We start from the raw sequence: 19896 nt of genomic DNA on the forward strand, positions 1-19896 counted from the left end.
TCGTCTTTTTTCAGGGGGTGAACGGGATCATAGCCACAGCCGATTGGCGAAGAAGCAGCCCATGGGTTTCAATGAGAAGCAACGCGCAAGACATCCCGAGCTTCCGGAGGGAGTGCATGCCGTCGCTTCGCCGCGCCGCCTATATTGCCCTGGCCTGGTTCAGCTTTGCCCTGGGAGTCATCGGTGTCTTCGTGCCGCTGATGCCGACCACCTGCTTCATGCTGCTGGCGGTGTGGGCCGCCTCGCGCGGCTCGCCCCGCTTTGCGCTGTGGATTCGTGAGCATCCGCGGTTCGGCCCCGCAGTGGTCGCCTGGGAGGGCGAGAGGGCGATACCGCGCCAGGCCAAGTGGGTGGCCCTGCTGATGCTGGGCTTCTCGATTACGGTGCTCGCCCTGACCCTGAGCCTGGGATGGGTCAAACTGGCCCTGATTCTCGGCCTGATGCTGCTGGGGCTGTGGATCGTCACGCGCCCGGAGCCCCGGCACGCGGCGGGTGTGACCGCCACTCGCCTGCTGCGCCGCTGACTGCCCTTTGAGGTTCCGGGGGCGGCGGCCGTACAATGAGCGTCGATTCCCGACAGGAGCCTGATTGCGATGTCCGACCCCAAGCCGACCTATCTGCGTGACTATCGGCCCCCGGCCTACCGCGTGACCCACACCGAGCTGACCTTCGACCTCGACCCGGCCGCCACCCGGGTCAAGGCGCGCCTGCACCTGGAGCGTCACCCGGAACGCGAATCGGGCCTGCCGCTGACGCTGGACGGTGAGCGGCTTGTGCTCAAGGCCATCGCCATCGATGGCCAGCCGCTGGAGGAAGACGAGTACGCCCTGACCGAGGATGGCCTGACCGTTCACCGCGTGCCGGAGCGCTTCCTGCTCGATACCGAGGTGGAGATCGCACCCGAGGCCAATACCGCCCTGGAGGGGCTCTACCAGTCGGGCGGCATGTACTGCACCCAGTGCGAGGCCGAGGGCTTCCGGCGCATCACCTACTACCCCGACCGCCCCGACGTCATGGCCACCTTCGCGACGACCGTGATCGGCGACGCCAAGCGCGAGCCGGTGCTGCTCTCCAACGGTAACCCGGTGGAGCGGGGCGAGCTGCCGGGCGGTCGCCACTTCGTCACCTGGGAAGACCCCCATCCCAAGCCCTGCTACCTGTTTGCCCTGGTGGCCGGCGACCTCGAGAAGGTGGAGGACCGTTTCACCACCATGAGCGGGCGCGAGGTCACCCTGCAGATCTGGGTGGAAGCCGAAAACCTCGGCAAGACCGACCACGCCATGGCCTCGCTCAAGCGCGCCATGACCTGGGACGAGCAGACCTACGGGCGCGAGTACGACCTCGACCGGTTCATGATCGTCGCGGTCAACGACTTCAACATGGGCGCCATGGAGAACAAGGGGCTCAACATCTTCAACTCGGCGGCGGTGCTGACCCATCCTCACACCGCCACCGATGCCGCCTTCCAGCGGGTCGAGGGCATCGTCGCCCACGAGTACTTCCACAACTGGTCGGGCAACCGGGTGACCTGCCGCGACTGGTTCCAGCTCTCCCTCAAGGAGGGCTTCACGGTGTTTCGCGACCAGTGCTTCTCTGCCGACACCAACTCGGCCCCGGTCAAACGCATCGAGGACGTGTCCTTCTTCCGCACCGCCCAGTTCGCCGAGGATGCCGGCCCCACCGCCCATCCGATCCGTCCCGACCACTATATCGAGATCACCAACTTTTACACCCTGACCATCTACGAGAAGGGCGCCGAGGTGGTGCGCATGCTGCGCAACTTGGTGGGCTGGGAGGCCTTCCGCCGCGGCAGCGATCGCTACTTCGAACGTTTCGACGGCCAGGCGGTGACCATCGAGGACTTCGTCGGCTGCATGGAGGAGGCATCCGGCCAGGACCTGTCCCAGTTCATGCGCTGGTACTCCCAGGCCGGTACCCCGGAGATCGACGCCCACGGCGAGTACGACTACGCCAACGCCGAGTACCGTCTCATCTTGCGTCAGCGCACCCCGGCCACGCCGGACCAGCCCGATAAATTGCCGCTGCATATTCCGATTCGCCTGGGGCTGGTGGGGACCAAGTCGGGCCGCGACCTGCCGCTGACCCTGGACGGTGAGTCGTTGGGTACCGACGCGGTGATTCACCTGCGCGAGGACGAGCAGGAGTTCGTCTTCACCGAGGTCAGCGAGGCGCCGGTACCGTCGCTGGCGCGCGGTTTCTCGGCCCCGGTCAAGCTGCGCTTCCCCTACGGCCGCGAGGACCTGGCCTTCCTGCTAGCCAATGACTCCGACGGCTTCAATCGCTGGGACGCCGGTCAGCGGCTGGCGATGCTGGCGCTGGACGACCTCATCGCCGCGCACCGCAACGGCGTCGAGAAGGTCATGGATAGTCGGGTGGTGGAGGCCTTCCGCACCCTGCTGAGCCAAGACAGCGATGACAAGGCGGTGCTCGCCGAGATGCTGACGCTGCCCTCGGAGGCCTATATCGCCGAGCAGCAGCCGCTGGTGGACGTGGACGCCATCCACGCTGCGCGCACCTTCGTCAAGCAGTCCCTGGCGATGGCCCTGCGCGACGAGTTCCTGGCCGTCTTCGAGGCCAATCGCTCCGAGGCCCCTTACGCGCCCGAACCCGAGCAGATCGCCGCGCGCAGCCTGAAGAACGTGGCGCTGTCGTATCTGATGGCCATCGAGGATGAGGAGGGGATCGAGCTGGTGCAGCGGCAGTTCGCCGCGGATCACAACATGACCGACGTGCGCCACGCCCTGACGCTGCTGGTGCACAGCTCCCGGGACGACCTGGCCGAACCGGCGCTGCGCCGTTTCGGCGAGAAGTGGGCCCACGACCCGCTGGTCATGGATCAGTGGTTCAGCATCCAGGTGACGCGCCCCCAGCCGGATGCCCTGGAGCGGGTCAAGTTCCTGATGGAACACCCGGCCTTCTCGCTCAAGAACCCCAACAAGGTACGCGCCCTGATCGGCGCCTTCGCCGGCCAGAACCGGGTCAACTTCCATCGCGCCGACGGCGAGGGCTATCGGCTGCTGGCCGACGTGGTGATCGAGCTCAACCGCCTCAACCCGGAGATCGCCGCGCGCATCATCACCCCCTTGACGCGCTGGCAGCGTTTCGACGAGGCCCGCCAGGCGCTGATGAAGGCAGAGCTGGAGCGCATCCGCGCCGAGGAGCTCTCGCCGAATGTGTATGAAGTTGTTCAAAAGGCCCTGGCCTAGGGAAGGGTAATTTCCTGCTGCGCTCGATAGCCTGGCCGCCGGCGGTGCCGGTGCGCCGGCCCGGTCGTCTCCTCATGTAGCGGGCTACACTCCGGCAGCTGCGCTCCGGCGGCGGCCAGCCTCTCATCGCTCGCGACGTAAATTCCTCCTTCCCTGTTTCAAAAAAGTGCCGCCTTAGAGGCGGCACGATGCTTCAGGGACTGGATCAATTAATGAGCCAGCTTAGCACCGTCACTCCCAGCAGCGCCCAGATCAGCCCGCCGATCAGGCGGCGGCGCAGCAGCGCGCGCAGGGCGAGATAGAGCAGCCACAGGCCCAGCAGCAGCACCAGCAGGCTGATCAGCGAAGGCGAGATGCCCAGCGACTCGGCGAGACCGTCCAGGAAGCCCTCGGCGGCATCGCCGAGATTGCGGAAGAGCTGGATCAGCAGGTCCACGACGAAGCGGATGATCTCGCCGAGGGTAGCGCCAAGCCAGGTGAAGAATTCCTGCATGCGAGGGCCCCGGCCGCGTTATTCGATCATGTCGAGCACAGTGCCGACGATGTCGTCCATGGTGACCAGGCCCAGTAGTTCGTTGTCGTGCAGCACCAGCACCCGCTTGACCACGCTGTCGGTCATCAGGCGTGCCACGTGGCGCACGTCGAGCGACTCGCCGACGCCGATGGCCGGCTTGGCGCAGACGTCGTAGACATTGATCAGGTCGATATCGCCGGCTTCGGCGACGATGGTCTTGAGGATATTGGTGTAGGTGATCAGGCCCCAGGCGTCATGGGGGTCCTGACGCTCGACCACCAGGTTCTTGAGGCCGTGCTGCTTCATCAGCCCCAGGGCTTCGCGAAGGGTGGCGAAGGGGGAAACGGTGACCACGTCCCGCGTCATGATGTCCTTGACCAGCATATCTCTACTCCGTCATTAAGAGAGTCAGACGTCGTGCCTGAGGCGCTCCTCGAAGCGCTTGACCTGCGCCATGTCGATACCGCCGAGGTGCTCCACGGGCAGCGTCATGACCAGGCCCTTGGAGTCGTCCCCGGTGGGGTTGACGATATGGCGAATCGCCTTGAGCACCTTGAGCGACAGCCCCTTCTCCAGGGTCATCAGCAGCACGCTCTGGCTGCCCTCGTAGGTGAGGCCGAAGAAGGTCTTCTTGCGCTCGCCGCCGATGCCGCGCCCGCTCATCAGGGTCATGCCGACGGCGCCGGCCTCGGTAGCGGCATCGATGCACTCCTGCTCCATGTCTTCCGGCACGATGGCCACCAGCAGGGAGAACTTCATGGACGGTTACCTCGCAGTTTTGTTCGTGTCACTGGCCCGACGCCGATCATACAGGTCGACCAGAATGGCATAGCTCATCACGGTCACGATAGGAAAGATCGAGGCGAAGGCGATCAGCCCGAAGCCGTCGATCAGCACGTTGCGGCCCTCGATCTGGCTGGCCAGCCCGATGCCCAGGGCGGTCACCAGCGGCACCGTCACCTCCGAGGTGGTCACCCCGCCCAAGTCGAAGGCCAGCGCCACGATATAGCGGGGGGCCAGGGCGGTCAGCAGGATGACCAGCAGGTAGCCGCCGATGATGTAGTGGTGGATGGAGTCGCCGCTGATGATCCGGTGGACACCGATGGTGATGCCGATCGCCACCCCCAGCGCCACCAGCAGGCGAATCACGCTGCCCCGGATCTTCCCCGCGGCGGCCTCCTCGGCCTGCTGGCCCACGGCGATCAGCGCCGGCTCGGCCATGGTGGTGGCGAAGCCGATGCAGAAGGCGAACAGGTAGACCCACAGCCAGGTATCGAAGTTGATCAGCTGCTCGGCCATGCGCTGGCCGATGGGGAAGAGCCCGAGCTTGAGCCCGACCACGAAGGCGTAGAGGCCGATGATCACCAGCGCGAAACCGGCACCCACCTTGAGCGGATTGGAGAGCTTGCGCTTGAGCACCGCGTACTGGAAGAACAGGATGACCAGGATGATCGGCAGCACGTCGCGCAGCATGGCGAAGAGGTCGAGCAGCATCACCAGCGCCCCCGACGGGGCCGCGATGTCGTCCTGGGCGGCGATGAGCTCGGCGCCGGCGGGCACGCTGCCGGGGTCGGCATACACCAGGATGCCGTAGAGCTGCACGCTGATCATCGGCACCATCACCGCCAGGGCGACCAGGCCGAAGCCGTCGATCAGCGGGTTGCGGCCGCGGATCGAGGAGGCCAGGCCGATCCCCAGGGCGGCGATCAGCGGCACGGTGACGATGTTGGTGGTCACCCCGCCGGAATCATAGGCCAGCCCGACGATCTCCTCCGGGGCGAAGAAGGTCACCAGCACCACCAGCACGTAGCCGCCGATCATGTACCAGTGGAGGGGGTGGCCGAGAATCACCCGAAATACCCCCAGCGCCATCACCAGCCCCACCGAGGCGGCCACGATCAGCCGCAGGGTGAGGGCGTCGATGCGCCCCTCGCTGATCTGGGCGGCCTGCTCGGCCACGGCGATCAGCGCCGGCTCCGCCACCACCGCCGAGAAGCCGATGGCGAAGCCGAAGACCATCAGCAGCGGCATGGAGCCGCGCCGGGCGAACTGGTTGGACAGGCTCTTGCCCACCGGGAAGATGCTCAGCTCCAGCCCGCGCAAGAACAGCGCCACGATCAGCAGGCCCACCGCGATGCCCAGCCCGCCTTCCGGCCACTCCCGCAGCAGCAGCGCCTGAAAGGCCACCACCACGGCGATGATCGGAAAGAGGTTGCGCAGCGCGTGGACCAGTGCGTGGAGAAAATCCTTGAGTTGCTCAGCCAAGACCGACTCCCTGGAACCCGTTCCGTTGGTGCGCGCCCTGCCCGTCGCCCTGGGCTAGCCTGAGGAGGATGACAGGGGGCATGACGTGGCACCCTGTCCACTATACCATCGGTTGTGGCCGGGGGCGTGTCCCCCACGGCGTGCGGTGTTGATCGATATCAAGGGCGAAGAGGACGCAAGGAGAAGCCGATGAGTGTGTCGTTGATCGTGGTGCTGGTGGTCCTGGGGCTGCTGGTGATCTATGGGGTCAGCATCTACAACCGCCTGGTGGCGCTGAAGAACCGCTATCAGAATGCCTTCGCCCAGATCGAGGTGCAGCTCAAGCGCCGCTACGACCTGATCCCCAACCTGGTGGAGACGGCCAAGGCCTACATGGCCCATGAGCGCGAGACCCTGCAGGCGGTGACCGAGGCGCGCAACGCGGCGCTCTCCGGGCTTCAGGCGGCCGCTGCCCGGCCCGGTGAGCCGGGCGCCATGGCCGAGCTTTCCGGGGCGGAAGGGGCGTTGGGGGCGGCCCTTGGGCGCCTCAACGTGGTCATGGAAGCCTACCCGGACCTCAAGGCCTCGGCGAACATGCGCCAGCTCTCCGAGACCCTGACCAGCACCGAGAACCGCGTGGCCTTCGCCCGTCAGGCCTTCAACGACGCCGTCATGCAGTACAACACCTACAAGCAGAGCTTCCCGCCGGTGGTGCTGGCGGGCCCCATGGGGCATCGCGAGGATGCGGCACTGCTGGAGTTCGAGGACAGCGCGGCCATCCAGGCCGCGCCCAAGGTCAGCTTCTGACGGGGCCGGCCATGGATTTCTTCGATGCCCAGGACCAGGCGCGCCGCCAGACCGGCCGGCTGATCGGGCTGCTGGCACTGGCGGTGCTGGGCTTGATCGCGGCGGCGGCCGTGGTGGTGGCGCTGGGCGTGGCGCTGATGAATGGCGGCCGAACGGAGGCCGAGCTGCTGTCGCGCGCCCTCGACCCGTGGCTGCTGGGCAGCGTGGCGCTGGGGGTGCTGGCGGTGGTGGGGCTCGGCAGCCTGCTGCGCCACCTGCAGCTGCGCCGCGGAGGCTCGGCGGTGGCCGAGGCGCTGGGCGGACGGCTGCTCAACGTCAATACCCGTGACGCCGACGAGCGCCGCCTGCTCAACGTGGTGGAGGAGATGGCCATCGCCTCGGGCATGCCGGTGCCGGCGGTCTATGTGCTCGAAGATGCGGCAATCAACGCCTTCGCCGCCGGCTATTCGCCCCAGGACGCCGCCATCGGGGTGACCCGTGGGGCGATCCGGGCCCTGGATCGCGACGAGCTGCAGGGCGTGGTGGCCCATGAGTTCAGCCATATCCTGCACGGCGACATGCGCCTCAACCTGCGCCTGGTGGCGCTGCTGCACGGTATCGTGCTGATCGGCCTGGCCGGCCGGATGCTGCTGCGCGGCCTGGTGGGCGGTCGCCGGGTGGGCCGCTCGCGGCGGGGTGGGGGCCACGTGGCGATCCTCGGCGTGGGGGTGGCGCTGATGGTGGTGGGCTACGCCGGCACGCTGAGCGGCAACCTGATCAAGGCGGCGGTCAGCCGTCAGCGGGAATTTCTCGCTGACGCCAGCGCGGTGCAGTACACCCGCAATCCGGCAGGCATTGCCCGGGCGCTGAAGCGGCTCGCGGCCCATGCCCAGGGCTCCGAGCTGCGGGCCGCTCAGGCCGCCGAGTTCAGCCATCTCTATTTCGGACGCGGGGTGGCGGGGCTGCGCGGCCTGACTGCCACCCATCCCCCGCTCGAAGAGCGTATTCGGCGCCTGGACCCCGGCTGGGACGGCAGCCTGCCAGCGCCGAGGCGTTCCGAGCCGTCGGACGGCGCCCCCGCGCCTGCCGATTCCGAGGCCACTCCCGGCGCCGCCGGGCTGGCCGCGGCGCACCCGGCACCCGACCCCGCCAGGGGAGGGGCGGGTGCCGAGCTGCTGGGGAATAGTATTGGCCGGTTCGGTCCCGAGGATCTCACCCGCGCCCGCCAGGCCCTGGCCGGCCTCGACCCGGCCCTGCTCGAGGCCGCCCACGACCCCTACGCCGCCCGGGCGCTGGTCTACGGGCTGCTGATGGGCGTGGCGCCGGAGAGTCGAGAGCGCCAGCGCCGGGCGCTGGTCGACCAGGCGCTGCCCGAGGTACTCGGCGAGCTCGACCGTCTGGCCGAGCCGCTGGCGGGCCTGAGTCCGGGGCAGCGGCTGCCGCTGATCGAGCTGGTCCTGCCGGTGCTGGGACAGCTCTCCACCGCCCAGTACGCCCGCTTTCGCCACTGTCTCGAACGCCTGATGGCCGAGGAGTCGGAGCCCGGCGCCCTGCAGTGGGCGCTGCACCGGCTGGTGCGGGTCGGCATCGAGGGGGAGGCCGGCCCCGGCCGCCATAGGCGGCGGCTGGAGCAACTGGAAGGGCCCGCGGCGCTGCTGCTGTCGAGCCTGGCCCGGGCCGGCGACGGCGATGCGGCTCAGGCGCGGGAGGCCTTCACCGCTGCCGCCGGTGCGCTGCCGCTGGCGCTGGGGTATGTCGCGCCGGCGGCAAGTTGTGCGGAGCTTGACTGGGCGATGCGCCAGCTCCAGTCGTTGGTCGATGAAGACCGCATCCGGCTGCTCACCGCCATGGCCCGCTGCGTCTCCGATGATGGCCGTATCGCGGCGGCCGAGGCGGAACTGCTGCGGGCGGTGGCCTGGTCGCTGGGCTGTCCGCTGCCGGTCACCGCCACCCAGGTGGCCGCGACGGATCATTTTCCCGCGGGAGTGTCCAACGGGCAGGGCCATTGAAAAGCGGCGCAAGACTTGCAGCTGCGTCAAGGCTTTGCTGCAATGTACCCCTTTAATGGCCGACATGTGACAGTGCAGGAGATACCCGAATGGCGAAAAGAGCCTGGATACCGGCAGCGATGGCGCTGACCCTCGCGCTGGGTCTGGCGGGCTGTGGGGAGGCCGAAGAGGAGGTGGCCGCTCCGGAGGCCGAAGAGAGCGAGGCGCCCGCCACCGAGGCAGAGCCGGATGAGGCACTGGACGCTGAGGCGCCGCCCCCGGCGGATGAGCCGCTGCCCGGCGAGCAAGACGCGCTGGTCGATGAGCAGGAGGTGCTGGGCGAGGATGACCTGACCCCCGAAGAGGAGGTGGCCGCCGATACCGAGACCCTGGGCGAGTCCCCGGCCGATACCCTGGACGAGGGAGCGGCCCTGCCCGGCGAGACCACGCCCGATGAGATCGATGCCATCATCGAAGAGCAGGAGCGCCGCTTCGAAGAGGCGCAGCGCCGCATCGATGAGCAGTTCGATGCGGTCGAGCGCGACGCGCCGGTCTTCGAGCCCATGGAGGACACCATGGACTTCGAGACCCGTCTCGAGCCGATCGAAGGCGACCCGGCCGAGGTGGAGCGCGACACGACCGGTACCCTGGATGACGAGGCCGCGCTACCCGGTGAAACCACCGGCTCGGATATCGACGCCCTGCTGGAGGAGACCGAGCGCCGCTTCGAGGAGGCGCAGCGTCGCCTCGAAGAGCAGTTTGAGGAGGCCGAGCGTCGCGACCCGCTGGAGTATGAGGCGTTCGAGGTCGAGGAGTTCGAAGAGTCACGGTAAACGAGTAGCGGAGACACAAAAAGGCCCACCTTATGGTGGGCCTTTCGTCTGGGGCTGCCGGCCTTGCCTCACAAGGCTGCGGCGTCATCCGAGGTGGTGCTCAGTTGGCGACCCGGATGTTGGAGGCCTGAAGGCCCTTCTTGCCCTGGGTGACCTCGAAGGTGACCTTCTGTCCGTCCTGCAGGGTCTTGAAGCCGTCAGCCTGAATCTCGGAGAAGTGGGCGAACAGGTCGTCACCGCCGTCGTCCGGAGAAATGAAGCCATAGCCCTTGGTATCGTTGAACCACTTGACAGTGCCAGTTGCCATTGTCGATTTCCTTGCTTACTGATTGATCGTGCTGGGCACTCTCGGCGGTGCCGAAGGCCCGAAGTGCGTGGGCAAGACAAGAAAAGTGCGCTTCGGGTGTATCGAGAAATCGAAATACAACTGACGACTTTCACCTTGCTGTCCAACGCAGCGGATCATGCATCAGGAGCCGGATGGGCGTCAATAAGGCTGCCCGCCACCGGCTCCGATACCCGCCAACTAAACTGTAGAGCGAAAATCCTAGAGCGTCCAGCGCCAACGGGGCGGCATGGGGCCGCCCCTGGTCACGCTCCCTAGAAGGTTTCCCATTCAGCGTCGCGGCGCTCCTGGGCGGGTGCCGCCGGCGTTCGGGTGGCCGGGCGATGATTGGGCCGCGGGTCGGCGTTCGTCTCGGTAAGCGACGGCTGACCGTGCGCCGCCAGCTGGAACTTGGCCACCGCCTCGGTGAGCCGCTGGGCTTCCGACTGCAGCTGGTTGGCCGCGCCGCTGGCCTGCTGCACCAGCGCCGCGTTCTGCTGGGTGGTCTGGTCCATGTCGCCGACCGCGGCATTGACCTCGCTGATGCCGGAGCGCTGCTCCCGGGAGGCCACGGCGATCTCGTCCATCAGGTCGTTGACCCGCTGCACCGAGGCCATGATCTCGCTCATGGTGCTGCTGGCGGTATCTGCCTGCTGGGTGCCGGCGGCGATCTGCTCGACCGAGGTCTCGATCAGCTGGCGGATATCGGTGGCGGCATCGGCGCTGCGGGTGGCGAGCTGGCGGACCTCACTGGCGACGACCGCGAACCCTCGGCCGTGTTCGCCGGCCCGGGCGGCCTCGACCGAGGCGTTCAGCGCCAGGATGTTGGTCTGGAAGGCGATGGAGTCGATCAGGCCGATGATCTCGGTGATCTGCTGCGAGCCTTGGCGAATCTCATGCATGCGCGCCACTACGTTGTCCACCACCTCGTTGCCCTGCTGGGCGCGGCCGGCCGCTTCCCGGGCCATGTGGCTGGCCTGGGCGGCGTTCTCGCTGTTGCGCTCCATGGTCGAGGTCATCTCTTCCATGCTCGAGGCGGTTTCGGTCAGCGAGGCGGACTGGCGCTCGGTGCGATCGGCCAGGTCCTGATTGCCGCTGGCGATCTCCCGGGCGCTGGAGAGGATCTCGCCGCTGCTGTCGCGCACCGTGGTCACGGTGGTCGAGAGGCCGCGCTGCATATCACGCAGGGCGGCATAGAGCTTGCCGATTTCGTTGCGGCCGCGGGGCTCGATCTCGGCGCCAAGGTCGCCCTTGGCCATGCGCTGGAAGTGCTCGATGATCCTGTCCAAAGGGCGGATCAGGTTGGCGCCCACGCCCCAGAAGACCAGGCAGGCCGTGATCAGTGCAGTGAGAAATACCGCGATGATGGCCAGCCGAGCGGTGTCGACCACCCATTCGAAGTTGACGGTGCGGGCATTCCCTTCGGCCTCCACGGTATGGAAGAAGCCGATGGCCGCCTGATAGAAGTCCCGGTACTGGTCATAGGCCTCAGGGCGCAGGGTGCGGTAGACGTCGCTGTCGCCTCCGGCCAGCGCCTCGGCCTGGGGCAGCAGCGTCTCGTTCATTAGCGCATCGAAGTTCTCGGCGATGGGCGCAATCAGCGACTCGTGCGCGGACTCGGCCGGCAGGGCGAGGAAGTCGGCCATGGCGTCGGCGGCGGATGCCAGGGCCTCGGCGGCCTCCTGGGCACGGGCCTGACGCTCGGCCGAGGAGAGGGCGGTTTGCGGCTCGATGGTGGCCTCGTAGAGGCGCGCCATCTCCAGGCGGGCGGCCTGCAGCGTGGAGTTGGTGCGGTTGAGGGTGGCCTGCTGGTTGACGTTGATGGCGTTGAACGCCTCCAGGCTGCGCTGGCTGTGGTTGACCGCGTAGAGTCCCACGCCGCTCAGCACCATTAGCAGTCCCATAAAGACCAGCAGCACCAGGGTCCAGCTCATTCTCACTGACATGTTGTCCAGCAGGCGCATGGGCGTCTCTCCATTTTTTGTATTCGATATCGATGGCTGTATTAGCTATCAGTTGTTGTATTAGATTGTCGACCCTGCGTGGCCGACTCGCTGCCTCATGGCAGTCGATTTTGAGGGGTTCTTTAGGATATCTTTTGTGTTTTCTGTTGTATACGATCTTCCCCTTCAAATGTTGCGCCTCCCGGTGAGGCCGACGTAAGGCACCGGTTTGACGTAGAATCCCGACGTTGCCCGTGAGCGGGCGCGAGCCTTCGGCAGGGAGTCGTTGCGATGTTGGTGGATGCCCAGTTCTGGCCCTTCCTGGTGGCCATTACGCTGCTGACCATGAGCCCCGGGGTGGATACCCTGTTGGTGATCCGCAATACCGCCCGTGGCGGCGTGCGCGACGGCGCGCTCACCAGCCTGGCGATCTGCTGCGGGCTCTTCGTGCATGCGTCGGTGTCGGCGCTGGGCATCTCGCTGATTCTGCTGCAGTCGGCCTGGGCCTTCGGGGTGCTCAAGCTGGCCGGCGCGGGCTACCTGGTGTGGCTGGGCATCGCCAGCCTGCTGGCGGCGCGACGGGGGCAGGGGCTGCCGGTAGCCGGCGTCAGCGGCGAGCGGCGAAGGGTGCCGGCCTGGCTGCCGCTGCGCGAGGGTTTTCTCTGCAACGTGCTCAACCCCAAGACGGTGGTCTTCTACATGGCCTTCCTGCCCCAGTTCATCGCCCCAGGCGACCCGGCGCTGGTCAAATCGCTGTTTCTGGCCGGGGTGCACTTCGTGATCGCCAACCTGTGGCAGATCGCCATCGCGGTGATGGTGGGCGGCGCGGGCAGGCTGCTGGCCAGTCGCGCCTTCGCCCGCGGGCTCAGCGGGGCCACCGGGGCGGTGCTGGTCGTGCTGGGCATCCGGCTCGCCTTCGAGCGCTCACCGGCCTGAGCCATGGGTAAGCAGGAAAGCGCGACGCCCAGACCAAAGGTCTGGGCGTCGCATCATCGGGCAAGGGGCAGGGCTGCGGTCAGTTTCTGGCCAGCAGCGAGCGGTCGTAGCGCACCGTCTTCTCCACCGGGCTGAGCATCGACACCCCCTCGCTGTTGCCGCCGTTGGCCAGGCTCTCGAAGATGACCCGGTAGGCCATCACCGCCTGGACATAGTCGCGGGTCTCGCGGAAGGGAATGCTCTCGACGAACAGGTCGAACTCCTCGGGGGCGTCGCGCAGCCAGCGATCCACCCGCCCCGGTCCGGCGTTGTAGGCCGCGGCGGCGGCCAGCCGGTTGCCGCGATAGCGGTCGATCATGTCGCGGATGTAGGTGCTGCCCAGGCGAATATTGAGCTCGGGGTCGAGCACCCCGTAGGGGCCCGGGTCGCTGATGCCGAGCTGGCGGCTGAGCTGGGTGGCGGTGCCCGGCATGATCTGCATCAGGCCGCGCGCCCCCGCGGGAGAGAGGGCCTCGGGGTTGTAGGCGCTCTCGCGCCGGGTGATCCCCATCAGCAGGTAGGGGTCGACCCCGCTGAGCCGCCCCCAGTGCTGGAAGTGCTCGCGATAGGCCTCCGGGAAGCGCCACTCCAGGGCGTCCCACATCTGGCCGGTGATGGTGGTCTGGACCAGCTTGGCGTGCCAACCGCGGCGCTGGGCATAGTCGGCCAGCGCCCGCGCCTCGCGCTCGCTGGCGCGGGCCACGGCCGCGTACCACTCGCTGGCCGCCAGGCCATCTTCGCCGATGCGCAGCAGTGCCTCGGTGCGCACCACGGCCGGCCAGCCGGCGACCTGCTCGCGGAAGCTCGCGTCGAAGCCGTTACGCTCCAGGTTGAGGGCGTAGGGCTGGCCCAGGCGATCGGCGGCGGCGAAGCCGAAGAAGTTGCGGCCCTGGGCGGCGCTGGCATAGGCCGACTGGGCGCGCTGGGCGTCGCCCAACTGCTCGTGAGCGCGGGCGGTCCAGTACTGCCAGCGGCTCTGCTGGCGCTGCTCGTCGGGCATGGCGTCCAGCCAGCGCAGTGCCCCGGCCCAGTCGCGCTCGGTCAGGGCCTGCCTGACCCGCAGCTCCAGCACCCGGGAGGAGGCCAGCTGCGGTAGCGCCTCGTCGACCCAGCCGCGGTTGTTGTCGACGTTGCGCACCAGCGAATAGAAGGCCAGCTCCTCTTCGATGGCTCGTCGCTGCTCGGTCTCGATGGGCAGGTGCGCGGCGATCCTGCGCCAGGCTTCCAGCGCCGCTTCGGTATCGGCCCGGGTGAAGCCGTGCATGGCCGCGGCGAACAGCGGCCCGCTGCCACGGCACTCGGGCCCGATGCAGGTCGGCACCCGGGTTACTGCCGCGTAGTCCTGCTGCAGCCGTGCCATGGCCTCGCGTCCCTCGGCCCAGCGACTGCCCAGCATACGGCCCAGGTAGCGCACCATGCCGCTTTCGCCCTGCTGCCAGGCCAGCATCTTGCGTTCCCAGATCTCCTGCTCGCCGATCTCGCCGCGGGTTCGCAGGGTGTCGAACAGGGTGTCACAGGCATCGGGCTGGGAGCGGCCCACCCGCCAGAGGGTGCGCCCGCCCTCGGCGGCCTTCTCGGGCGCTACGTCGAGCAGGGCGGTGTAGTAATAGCACTGACGATGGGTGCCCCGCGGCTCGCCGTTGGCCACCGCGCGCAGGTAGGCATGGCGGTCGGCGGCGCCGTAGCGGGCGATCGCCTGGCCGCGCATCCACTCGCCGAGCGGCGAGTCGGCGTGGCGCTCGATAAAGCCCAGCACCTGGTCGGGGGCGACGTTGGGCAGCCGGCTGCGCAGCCGGTGGTACTCCACGTAGCCGCTGAGCGCGTGGCTTTCGATGGCGGCGAGGTCGACCCTGTCCCACTGCTGGTCGCGAGCCGCGGCCAGGGCGTCGCGCAGGGCGCCGTCGCTGGCCGCGGCGGCGGGCTGGGCGGCGGCCAGCAGCGGAAGAGAGAGGGTCGCCGCGGCGAGCCAGGCGGTAGCGCGGCGCAGCGAGAGGCGTTGGCGCATGGGGCGGGTCTCCGGCGGTAAGTGACTCGACCATCGTATCCTCGCCTATCAGACGGCATTTGAGTAGGGCCCGGCCGCGCTTTTTCTCCCAGTGAGTGAGCGCCGACCGACAAGGCGGAACTTGTGCCGTCCTCGATTGCCGGCTAGGCTCGATGGACAATCAGATCAAACGCTTGTTGGGTGCTGTTGATTGCAGGCCACTGAAGGGAGCCAAGGCGTGACCCCTACCGATTCGTCCCCCCCGGCACATGCCGAACCCGACGCCGAGGCGTGGCGCCGCGCCCTGCAGCGCTTCGCCTCGGTGATCCCCCATACCCGTGAGCTGGGCCTGGAGGTGGTGGCCGTCGCCCCGCCCGAGGTGACCATGCGGCTGCCCTGGCAGCCGGCGCTGCTCGGCGATGCCACCCGGGGGCTGGCTCACGGCGGGGCGCTGACCATGCTGCTCGACACCGTCTGCGGTGCGTCGGTGCTGTGCGGGCTGCCGTCCCCCGAGGTGTGCCCGACCCTGGATCTGCGCGTCGACCACTACCGTCCGGCGGTGGCCGACCAGGCCATCATGGCCCGCGCACGGGTGCTGCGGGTCACCGACTCCATGGTGTTCACCGAGGGTACCCTGTGGCAGCAGCCGGAGCAGCCCATCGCCCGGGGCATCGGCAACTTCGTGCGCCTGGGGCCGCGCAACACGCCGCCGGGCTTCGTCGAGGCGCTGTTCGCCGAGGAGCTGTTTACCGAGGAGCAAGGGCATGCCTGAAGGATTCCACGATGTCGCCTGGCTGGAGCGGACCCGGGCACAGAGCGATGTGGCCGCCTGGCTGGCGCTGGTGCCCTATGCCCAGCATATCGGTATCGACGTTACCCAGGACCCCCGCGGCGACGGCCTGATCTTCTTGCTGAGGCCCCAGGAGCGCAACATCGGCAACGTCCTGTTGCCGGCGCTGCACGGCGGGGTGGTGGCGGCGTTCATGGAGACCGCCGCGACCCTGGACCTGATGCTCGCCGCCCGGGAACCCCGCCTGCCGCGTATCGTCGATGTCTCCATCGACTACCTGCGCACCGCCCGGGTGGTGCCGACCCATGCCCGCTGCGCGCTGCTGCGGGAGGGGCGGCGCCTGGCCAATGTCCAGGTCACCGCCTGGCAGGCGCAGGAGACGGAGCCGGTGGCCACGGCGCGGCTGCATTTCGTACTGGCCCCGCCGCAGGGTCCCGACGCTTGAAATCGCCGGACTGACCCCCATATCGCTGACCAGTTGTTATCGGGCGACGCCATTCGGGCGTCGCCGCTGGTTCAAGCCATGAGGTAAAGGTCCATGTCCACTGCCACCCGCGAGGAAACCCTCGGCTTCCAGACCGAGGTCAAGCAGCTGCTGCACCTGATGATCCACTCCCTGTACTCCAACCGGGAGATCTTCCTGCGCGAGCTGATTTCCAACGCCGCCGACGCCTGCGACAAGCTGCGCTATGCGGCGCTGGACAACGACGCGCTGTACGAGGGCGACAGCGAGCTGCGCATCGAGATCGATCATGACGCCGAGGCGGGCACCGTCACGGTGCGCGACAACGGCATCGGCATGAGCCGCGACGAGGTGATCGCCAACCTGGGCACCATCGCCAGAAGCGGCACCGCCGAGTTTCTCAAGCAGCTCTCCGGCGAGCAGCAGAAGGACGCCCGGCTGATCGGCCAGTTCGGTGTGGGCTTCTATTCGAGCTTCATCGTCGCCGACGAGGTAACGGTGCGCACCCGCAAGGCGGGCAGCGACAAGGGCGAGGGCGTCGAGTGGCGCTCCAAGGGCGAGGGCGAGTTCACTGTCGCCGAGGTCGAGCGGGAGCTGCACGGCACCGAGATCGTCCTGCACCTCAAGGGCGACGCCCAGGAGTTCGCCGACGACTTCCGCCTGAAGAGCCTGGTGCGCAAGTACTCCGACCATATCGAAGTGCCGGTGCGCATGCCGAAGGTCGAGAAGGCCCGCGACGAGGAGGGCAAGGAGATCGAGGGCAGCGAGACGGTCAGCTGGGAGACCGTCAACGAGGCCACCGCGCTATGGGTGCGGCCCAAGAGCGAGATCTCCGACGAGGAGTACCAGGCCTTCTACAAGCACGTGGCCCACGACTTCAGCGATCCCTTGACCTGGAGCCACAACAAGGTCGAGGGCAAGCTCGAGTACACCAGCCTGCTCTACGTGCCCGGCCGCGCGCCCTTCGATCTGTATGAGCGCGACGGAGCCCGCGGCGTCAAGCTCTATGTCCAGCGCGTCTTCATCATGGACGACGCCGAGCAGTTCCTGCCGCTCTACCTGCGCTTCATCAAGGGCGTGCTGGACACCCGCGAGCTGTCGCTCAACGTCTCCCGGGAGCTCTTGCAGCAGGATCCCAAGGTCGAGAAGATCAAGTCCGCGCTCACCAAGCGGGCGCTGGACATGCTCAAGAAGCTGGCCAAGGACAAGGCGGCCTATCAGACCTTCTGGAACACCTTCGGCAGCGTGCTCAAGGAGGGTCCGGCGGAGGACTTCGCCAACCGCGAGAAGATCGCCGGGCTCCTGCGCTTCTCCACCACCCACACCGACAGCGCCACCCAGGACCAGTCCCTGGCCGACTACGTGGAGCGCATGCAGGAGGGGCAGCAGAAGATCTACTACATCGTCGCCGACGGCTTCAATGCGGCCAAGTCGAGCCCGCATCTGGAGATCTTCCGCAAGAAGGGCATCGAGGTGCTGCTGCTGCATGACCGCATCGACGAGTGGCTGATGAGCCATCTCCACGAGTTCGACGGCAAGGCCTTCGTCGACGTGGCCAAGGGCGAGCTCGACCTCGGCGAGATCGAGGGCGAGGAGGAGAAACAGGCCCAAGAGGAGACCGCCAAGGCCAAGGAGGGCCTGGTCAAGCGCGTCAAGGAGGCGCTGGGCGACGAGGTCCAGGAGGTCAAGGTGACCCACCGTTTGACCGATTCGCCAGCCTGCGTGGTGCTGCCCGAGCATGAGATGGGCTTCCAGATGCGCCGCATCATGGAGGCCGCCGGCCAGAGCCTGCCGGAGGTCAAGCCGATCCTCGAGCTCAACCCGGAGCACGCCCTGGTGGCGCGTCTGGAGAGCGCCGAGGGCGAGGGCTTCGGCGATCTGGCCCGCATCCTGCTCGATCAGGCGATCATCGCCGAGGGCGGCCATCTGGACGATCCGGCGGCCTACGTCAAACGCCTCAACGCCCTGCTCACCGCCTGACGCTTGTCGAGCCGGGCGCTGCGCCCGCGACGCCTCCCTTCCCCCACCGTGGCCGCCTTATGGCGGCCATTTTGCTGGGGGATCGGAAAACGCCCTGCCCCTGACGTTAACGTTATCCTGTCGGTTTCGCCGCGGGATTTTGGAGAAGATGGCGTCCCTTGAGGCCGCTATCCATTCACTTGGCGGTTGTGCAACGCAGTAGCCTCAGGTATGAATACCGGGACTAATATATGACGGAATTCAATAACCATAAGGGGGATCCAACGTGAAAATTGGAGCACCAAAGGAGCGTTTCAAGGGGGAGGCGCGGGTCGCCCTGACCCCGGATAGCGTCAAGGAGATCCACAAGCTGGGGCACGAATGCCTGGTCGAAGCCGGCGCCGGTACCGCCGCCGGCTTCGCCGATGAGGCCTACCGGGAGGCCGGCGCCAGCGTGGTGGCCGATGCCGAGAGCCTGTGGCAAGAGGCCGAGGTGGTCATCAAGGTGCGCGAGCCGAGCGATGAGGAGGTCGACCGGCTGCGCGAGGGGCAGACCCTGATCGCCTTCTTCTGGCCGGCCCAGAACGAGGCGCTGCTCGAGCGCTGTCGCGCCACGGGCGCCACCGTCATCGCCATGGACATGGTGCCGCGGATCTCCCGGGCCCAGAAGATGGATGCGCTCTCCTCGATGGCCAATATCGCCGGCTACCGGGCGGTGATCGAGGCGGGCAACCACTTCGGGCGCTTCTTCACCGGCCAGGTGACCGCCGCCGGCAAGGTGCCGCCGGCCAAGGTGCTGGTGATCGGCGCCGGGGTGGCGGGGCTCTCCGCCATCGGCACGGCGACCAGCCTGGGGGCGATCGTGCGCGCCTTCGATGTGCGCCCCGAGGTGGCCGAACAGATCGAGTCCATGGGCGCCGAGTTTCTGTTCCTCGAGTTCGAGGAGAGCACCGACGGTGCGGAGACGGGCGGCTACGCCAAGCCGTCGAGCCCGGAGTTCCGCGAGAAGCAGCTGGCGTGCTTCCGCGAACAGGCCCCGGACGTGGACATCGTCATCACCACGGCGCTGATCCCCGGCCAACCGGCCCCCAAGCTGTGGCTCGAGGACATGGTGGCGTCGATGAAGCGCGGCTCGGTGATCGTCGACCTGGCCGCCGAGAAGGGTGGCAACTGCGACCTCACCCGGCCCGACGAGAAGGTGGTCAGCGACAACGGCGTGACCGTCATCGGCTATACCGATTTCCCGTCGCGCATGGCCACCCAGGCCTCGACGCTGTATGGCACCAACATCCGCCATATGCTCACCGACCTGACCCCGGGCAAGGACGGGGTGATCGTGCATGACATGGAGGACGACGTCATCCGCGGGGCCACGGTGACCCACCAGGGCGAGATCACCTTCCCGCCGCCGCCGCCCAAGGTCAAGGCCATCGCCGCCAAGCCCAAGGAGAAGGTCAAGGAGCCCACGGTGCAGGAGAAGCGGGCGTCGGAGCATGCCGCCTTCTTGGCCCAGACCAAGCGCCAGGCGATCCTGCTCGGCGTGGGTGGCGCCGTGATGCTGCTGCTGGCACAGATCGCCCCGGCCTCCTTCATGCAGCACTTCATCGTCTTCGTGCTGGCCTGTTTCGTCGGCTTCCAGGTGATCTGGAACGTCAGTCATTCGCTGCACACCCCGCTGATGGCGGTGACCAACGCCATCTCCGGGATCATCATCCTCGGCGCCGTACTGCAGATCGGCTCGGGCAACTGGATCGTGGTGCTGCTGGCGGCCATCTCGGTGCTGATCGCCACCATCAATATCGTCGGCGGCTTCCTGGTGACACGCCGGATGCTGGCCATGTTCCAGAAATCGTGAGCGGCGGAGA

The 19896-nt window shown here is 67.5% G+C and carries 17 protein-coding genes; 10 read left to right on the forward strand and 7 right to left on the reverse strand.

Going from position 1 to position 19896, the window contains the following annotated elements:
• Window positions 1-116: 116 nt before the first annotated feature.
• The gene (locus tag HOP52_RS13130) at window positions 117-524 is read left to right on the forward strand and encodes a YbaN family protein (RefSeq protein ID WP_238977847.1); all 408 of its coding nucleotides are present in this window, start codon (window positions 117-119) and stop codon (window positions 522-524) included.
• 69 nt (window positions 525-593) lie between these two features.
• Window positions 594-3227, forward strand: coding sequence for an aminopeptidase N (gene pepN / locus HOP52_RS13135; RefSeq protein ID WP_238977848.1), 2634 nt, complete (start codon window positions 594-596; stop codon window positions 3225-3227).
• Between the two features lie 205 nt (window positions 3228-3432).
• Here pepN and HOP52_RS13140 read toward each other — a convergent pair whose 3' ends face one another.
• Genes HOP52_RS13140 through HOP52_RS19730 form a run of 4 tightly spaced genes read right to left on the reverse strand, consistent with a single transcriptional unit; the run spans window position 3433 to window position 6006 of the window.
• Window positions 3433-3720, reverse strand: coding sequence for a hypothetical protein (locus HOP52_RS13140; protein ID WP_238977849.1), 288 nt, complete (start codon window positions 3718-3720; stop codon window positions 3433-3435).
• An 18-nt stretch (window positions 3721-3738) separates the two neighbouring features.
• Window positions 3739-4125 (reverse strand): CBS domain-containing protein, encoded by a 387-nt coding sequence (locus HOP52_RS13145; RefSeq protein WP_238977850.1) that lies wholly within the window; start codon window positions 4123-4125, stop codon window positions 3739-3741.
• Window positions 4126-4149: 24 nt separating this feature from the next.
• On the reverse strand, window positions 4150-4500 hold the full coding sequence (locus HOP52_RS13150) for a P-II family nitrogen regulator (protein ID WP_238977851.1): 351 nt from the start codon (window positions 4498-4500) through the stop codon (window positions 4150-4152).
• A 6-nt stretch (window positions 4501-4506) separates the two neighbouring features.
• A complete protein-coding gene (locus tag HOP52_RS19730; protein WP_309674994.1) occupies window positions 4507-6006 on the reverse strand; it encodes a DUF1538 domain-containing protein in 1500 nt (499 codons plus the stop codon).
• 189 nt (window positions 6007-6195) lie between these two features.
• Between HOP52_RS19730 and HOP52_RS13165 the strand changes: the two genes are divergently transcribed.
• From HOP52_RS13165 to HOP52_RS13175, 3 genes are all read left to right on the forward strand, one after another.
• Entirely contained in the window at window positions 6196-6792 is a 597-nt protein-coding gene (locus HOP52_RS13165) for a LemA family protein (protein WP_238977852.1), read from the forward strand.
• An 11-nt stretch (window positions 6793-6803) separates the two neighbouring features.
• The gene (locus tag HOP52_RS13170; protein ID WP_238977853.1) at window positions 6804-8780 is read left to right on the forward strand and encodes a M48 family metallopeptidase; all 1977 of its coding nucleotides are present in this window, start codon (window positions 6804-6806) and stop codon (window positions 8778-8780) included.
• A gap of 89 nt (window positions 8781-8869) precedes the next feature.
• A complete protein-coding gene (locus HOP52_RS13175) occupies window positions 8870-9592 on the forward strand; it encodes a hypothetical protein (protein WP_238977854.1) in 723 nt (240 codons plus the stop codon).
• Window positions 9593-9692: 100 nt separating this feature from the next.
• Here the strand turns inward: HOP52_RS13175 and HOP52_RS13180 are convergent, their stop codons facing one another.
• Entirely contained in the window at window positions 9693-9899 is a 207-nt protein-coding gene (locus HOP52_RS13180) for a cold-shock protein (protein ID WP_238977855.1), read from the reverse strand.
• 293 nt (window positions 9900-10192) lie between these two features.
• A complete protein-coding gene (locus tag HOP52_RS13185; protein ID WP_238977856.1) occupies window positions 10193-11881 on the reverse strand; it encodes a methyl-accepting chemotaxis protein in 1689 nt (562 codons plus the stop codon).
• Between the two features lie 270 nt (window positions 11882-12151).
• Here HOP52_RS13185 and HOP52_RS13190 point away from each other — a divergent pair, with 270 nt between their 5' ends.
• Entirely contained in the window at window positions 12152-12796 is a 645-nt protein-coding gene (locus HOP52_RS13190; RefSeq protein ID WP_238977857.1) for a LysE family translocator, read from the forward strand.
• Between the two features lie 79 nt (window positions 12797-12875).
• On the opposite strand, the gene HOP52_RS13195 is transcribed toward HOP52_RS13190, so the two are convergent.
• Window positions 12876-14840: a transglycosylase SLT domain-containing protein gene (locus HOP52_RS13195; protein ID WP_238977858.1), complete on the reverse strand. Its 1965-nt coding sequence runs from the start codon at window positions 14838-14840 to the stop codon at window positions 12876-12878.
• 217 nt (window positions 14841-15057) lie between these two features.
• On the opposite strand from HOP52_RS13195, the gene HOP52_RS13200 reads away from it, so the two are divergent.
• From HOP52_RS13200 to HOP52_RS13215, 4 genes are all read left to right on the forward strand, one after another.
• Window positions 15058-15591, forward strand: a complete 534-nt coding sequence (locus tag HOP52_RS13200) for a PaaI family thioesterase (RefSeq protein ID WP_238977859.1) — start codon at window positions 15058-15060, stop codon at window positions 15589-15591.
• Window positions 15584-16054 carry a PaaI family thioesterase gene (locus HOP52_RS13205; RefSeq protein ID WP_238977860.1) on the forward strand — a complete coding sequence of 157 codons (471 nt, stop codon included), beginning with the start codon at window positions 15584-15586 and terminating at the stop codon, window positions 16052-16054. The genes HOP52_RS13200 and HOP52_RS13205 overlap by 8 nt, the downstream gene beginning before the upstream one ends.
• A gap of 93 nt (window positions 16055-16147) precedes the next feature.
• Window positions 16148-18052 carry a molecular chaperone HtpG gene (gene htpG, locus HOP52_RS13210; protein ID WP_238977861.1) on the forward strand — a complete coding sequence of 635 codons (1905 nt, stop codon included), beginning with the start codon at window positions 16148-16150 and terminating at the stop codon, window positions 18050-18052.
• 265 nt (window positions 18053-18317) lie between these two features.
• Window positions 18318-19886, forward strand: a complete 1569-nt coding sequence (locus HOP52_RS13215; RefSeq protein ID WP_238977862.1) for a Re/Si-specific NAD(P)(+) transhydrogenase subunit alpha — start codon at window positions 18318-18320, stop codon at window positions 19884-19886.
• Window positions 19887-19896 lie beyond the last annotated feature (10 nt).

The organism is Billgrantia campisalis (genome assembly GCF_022341425.1).
Taxonomy (GTDB): domain Bacteria; phylum Pseudomonadota; class Gammaproteobacteria; order Pseudomonadales; family Halomonadaceae; genus Halomonas; species Halomonas campisalis.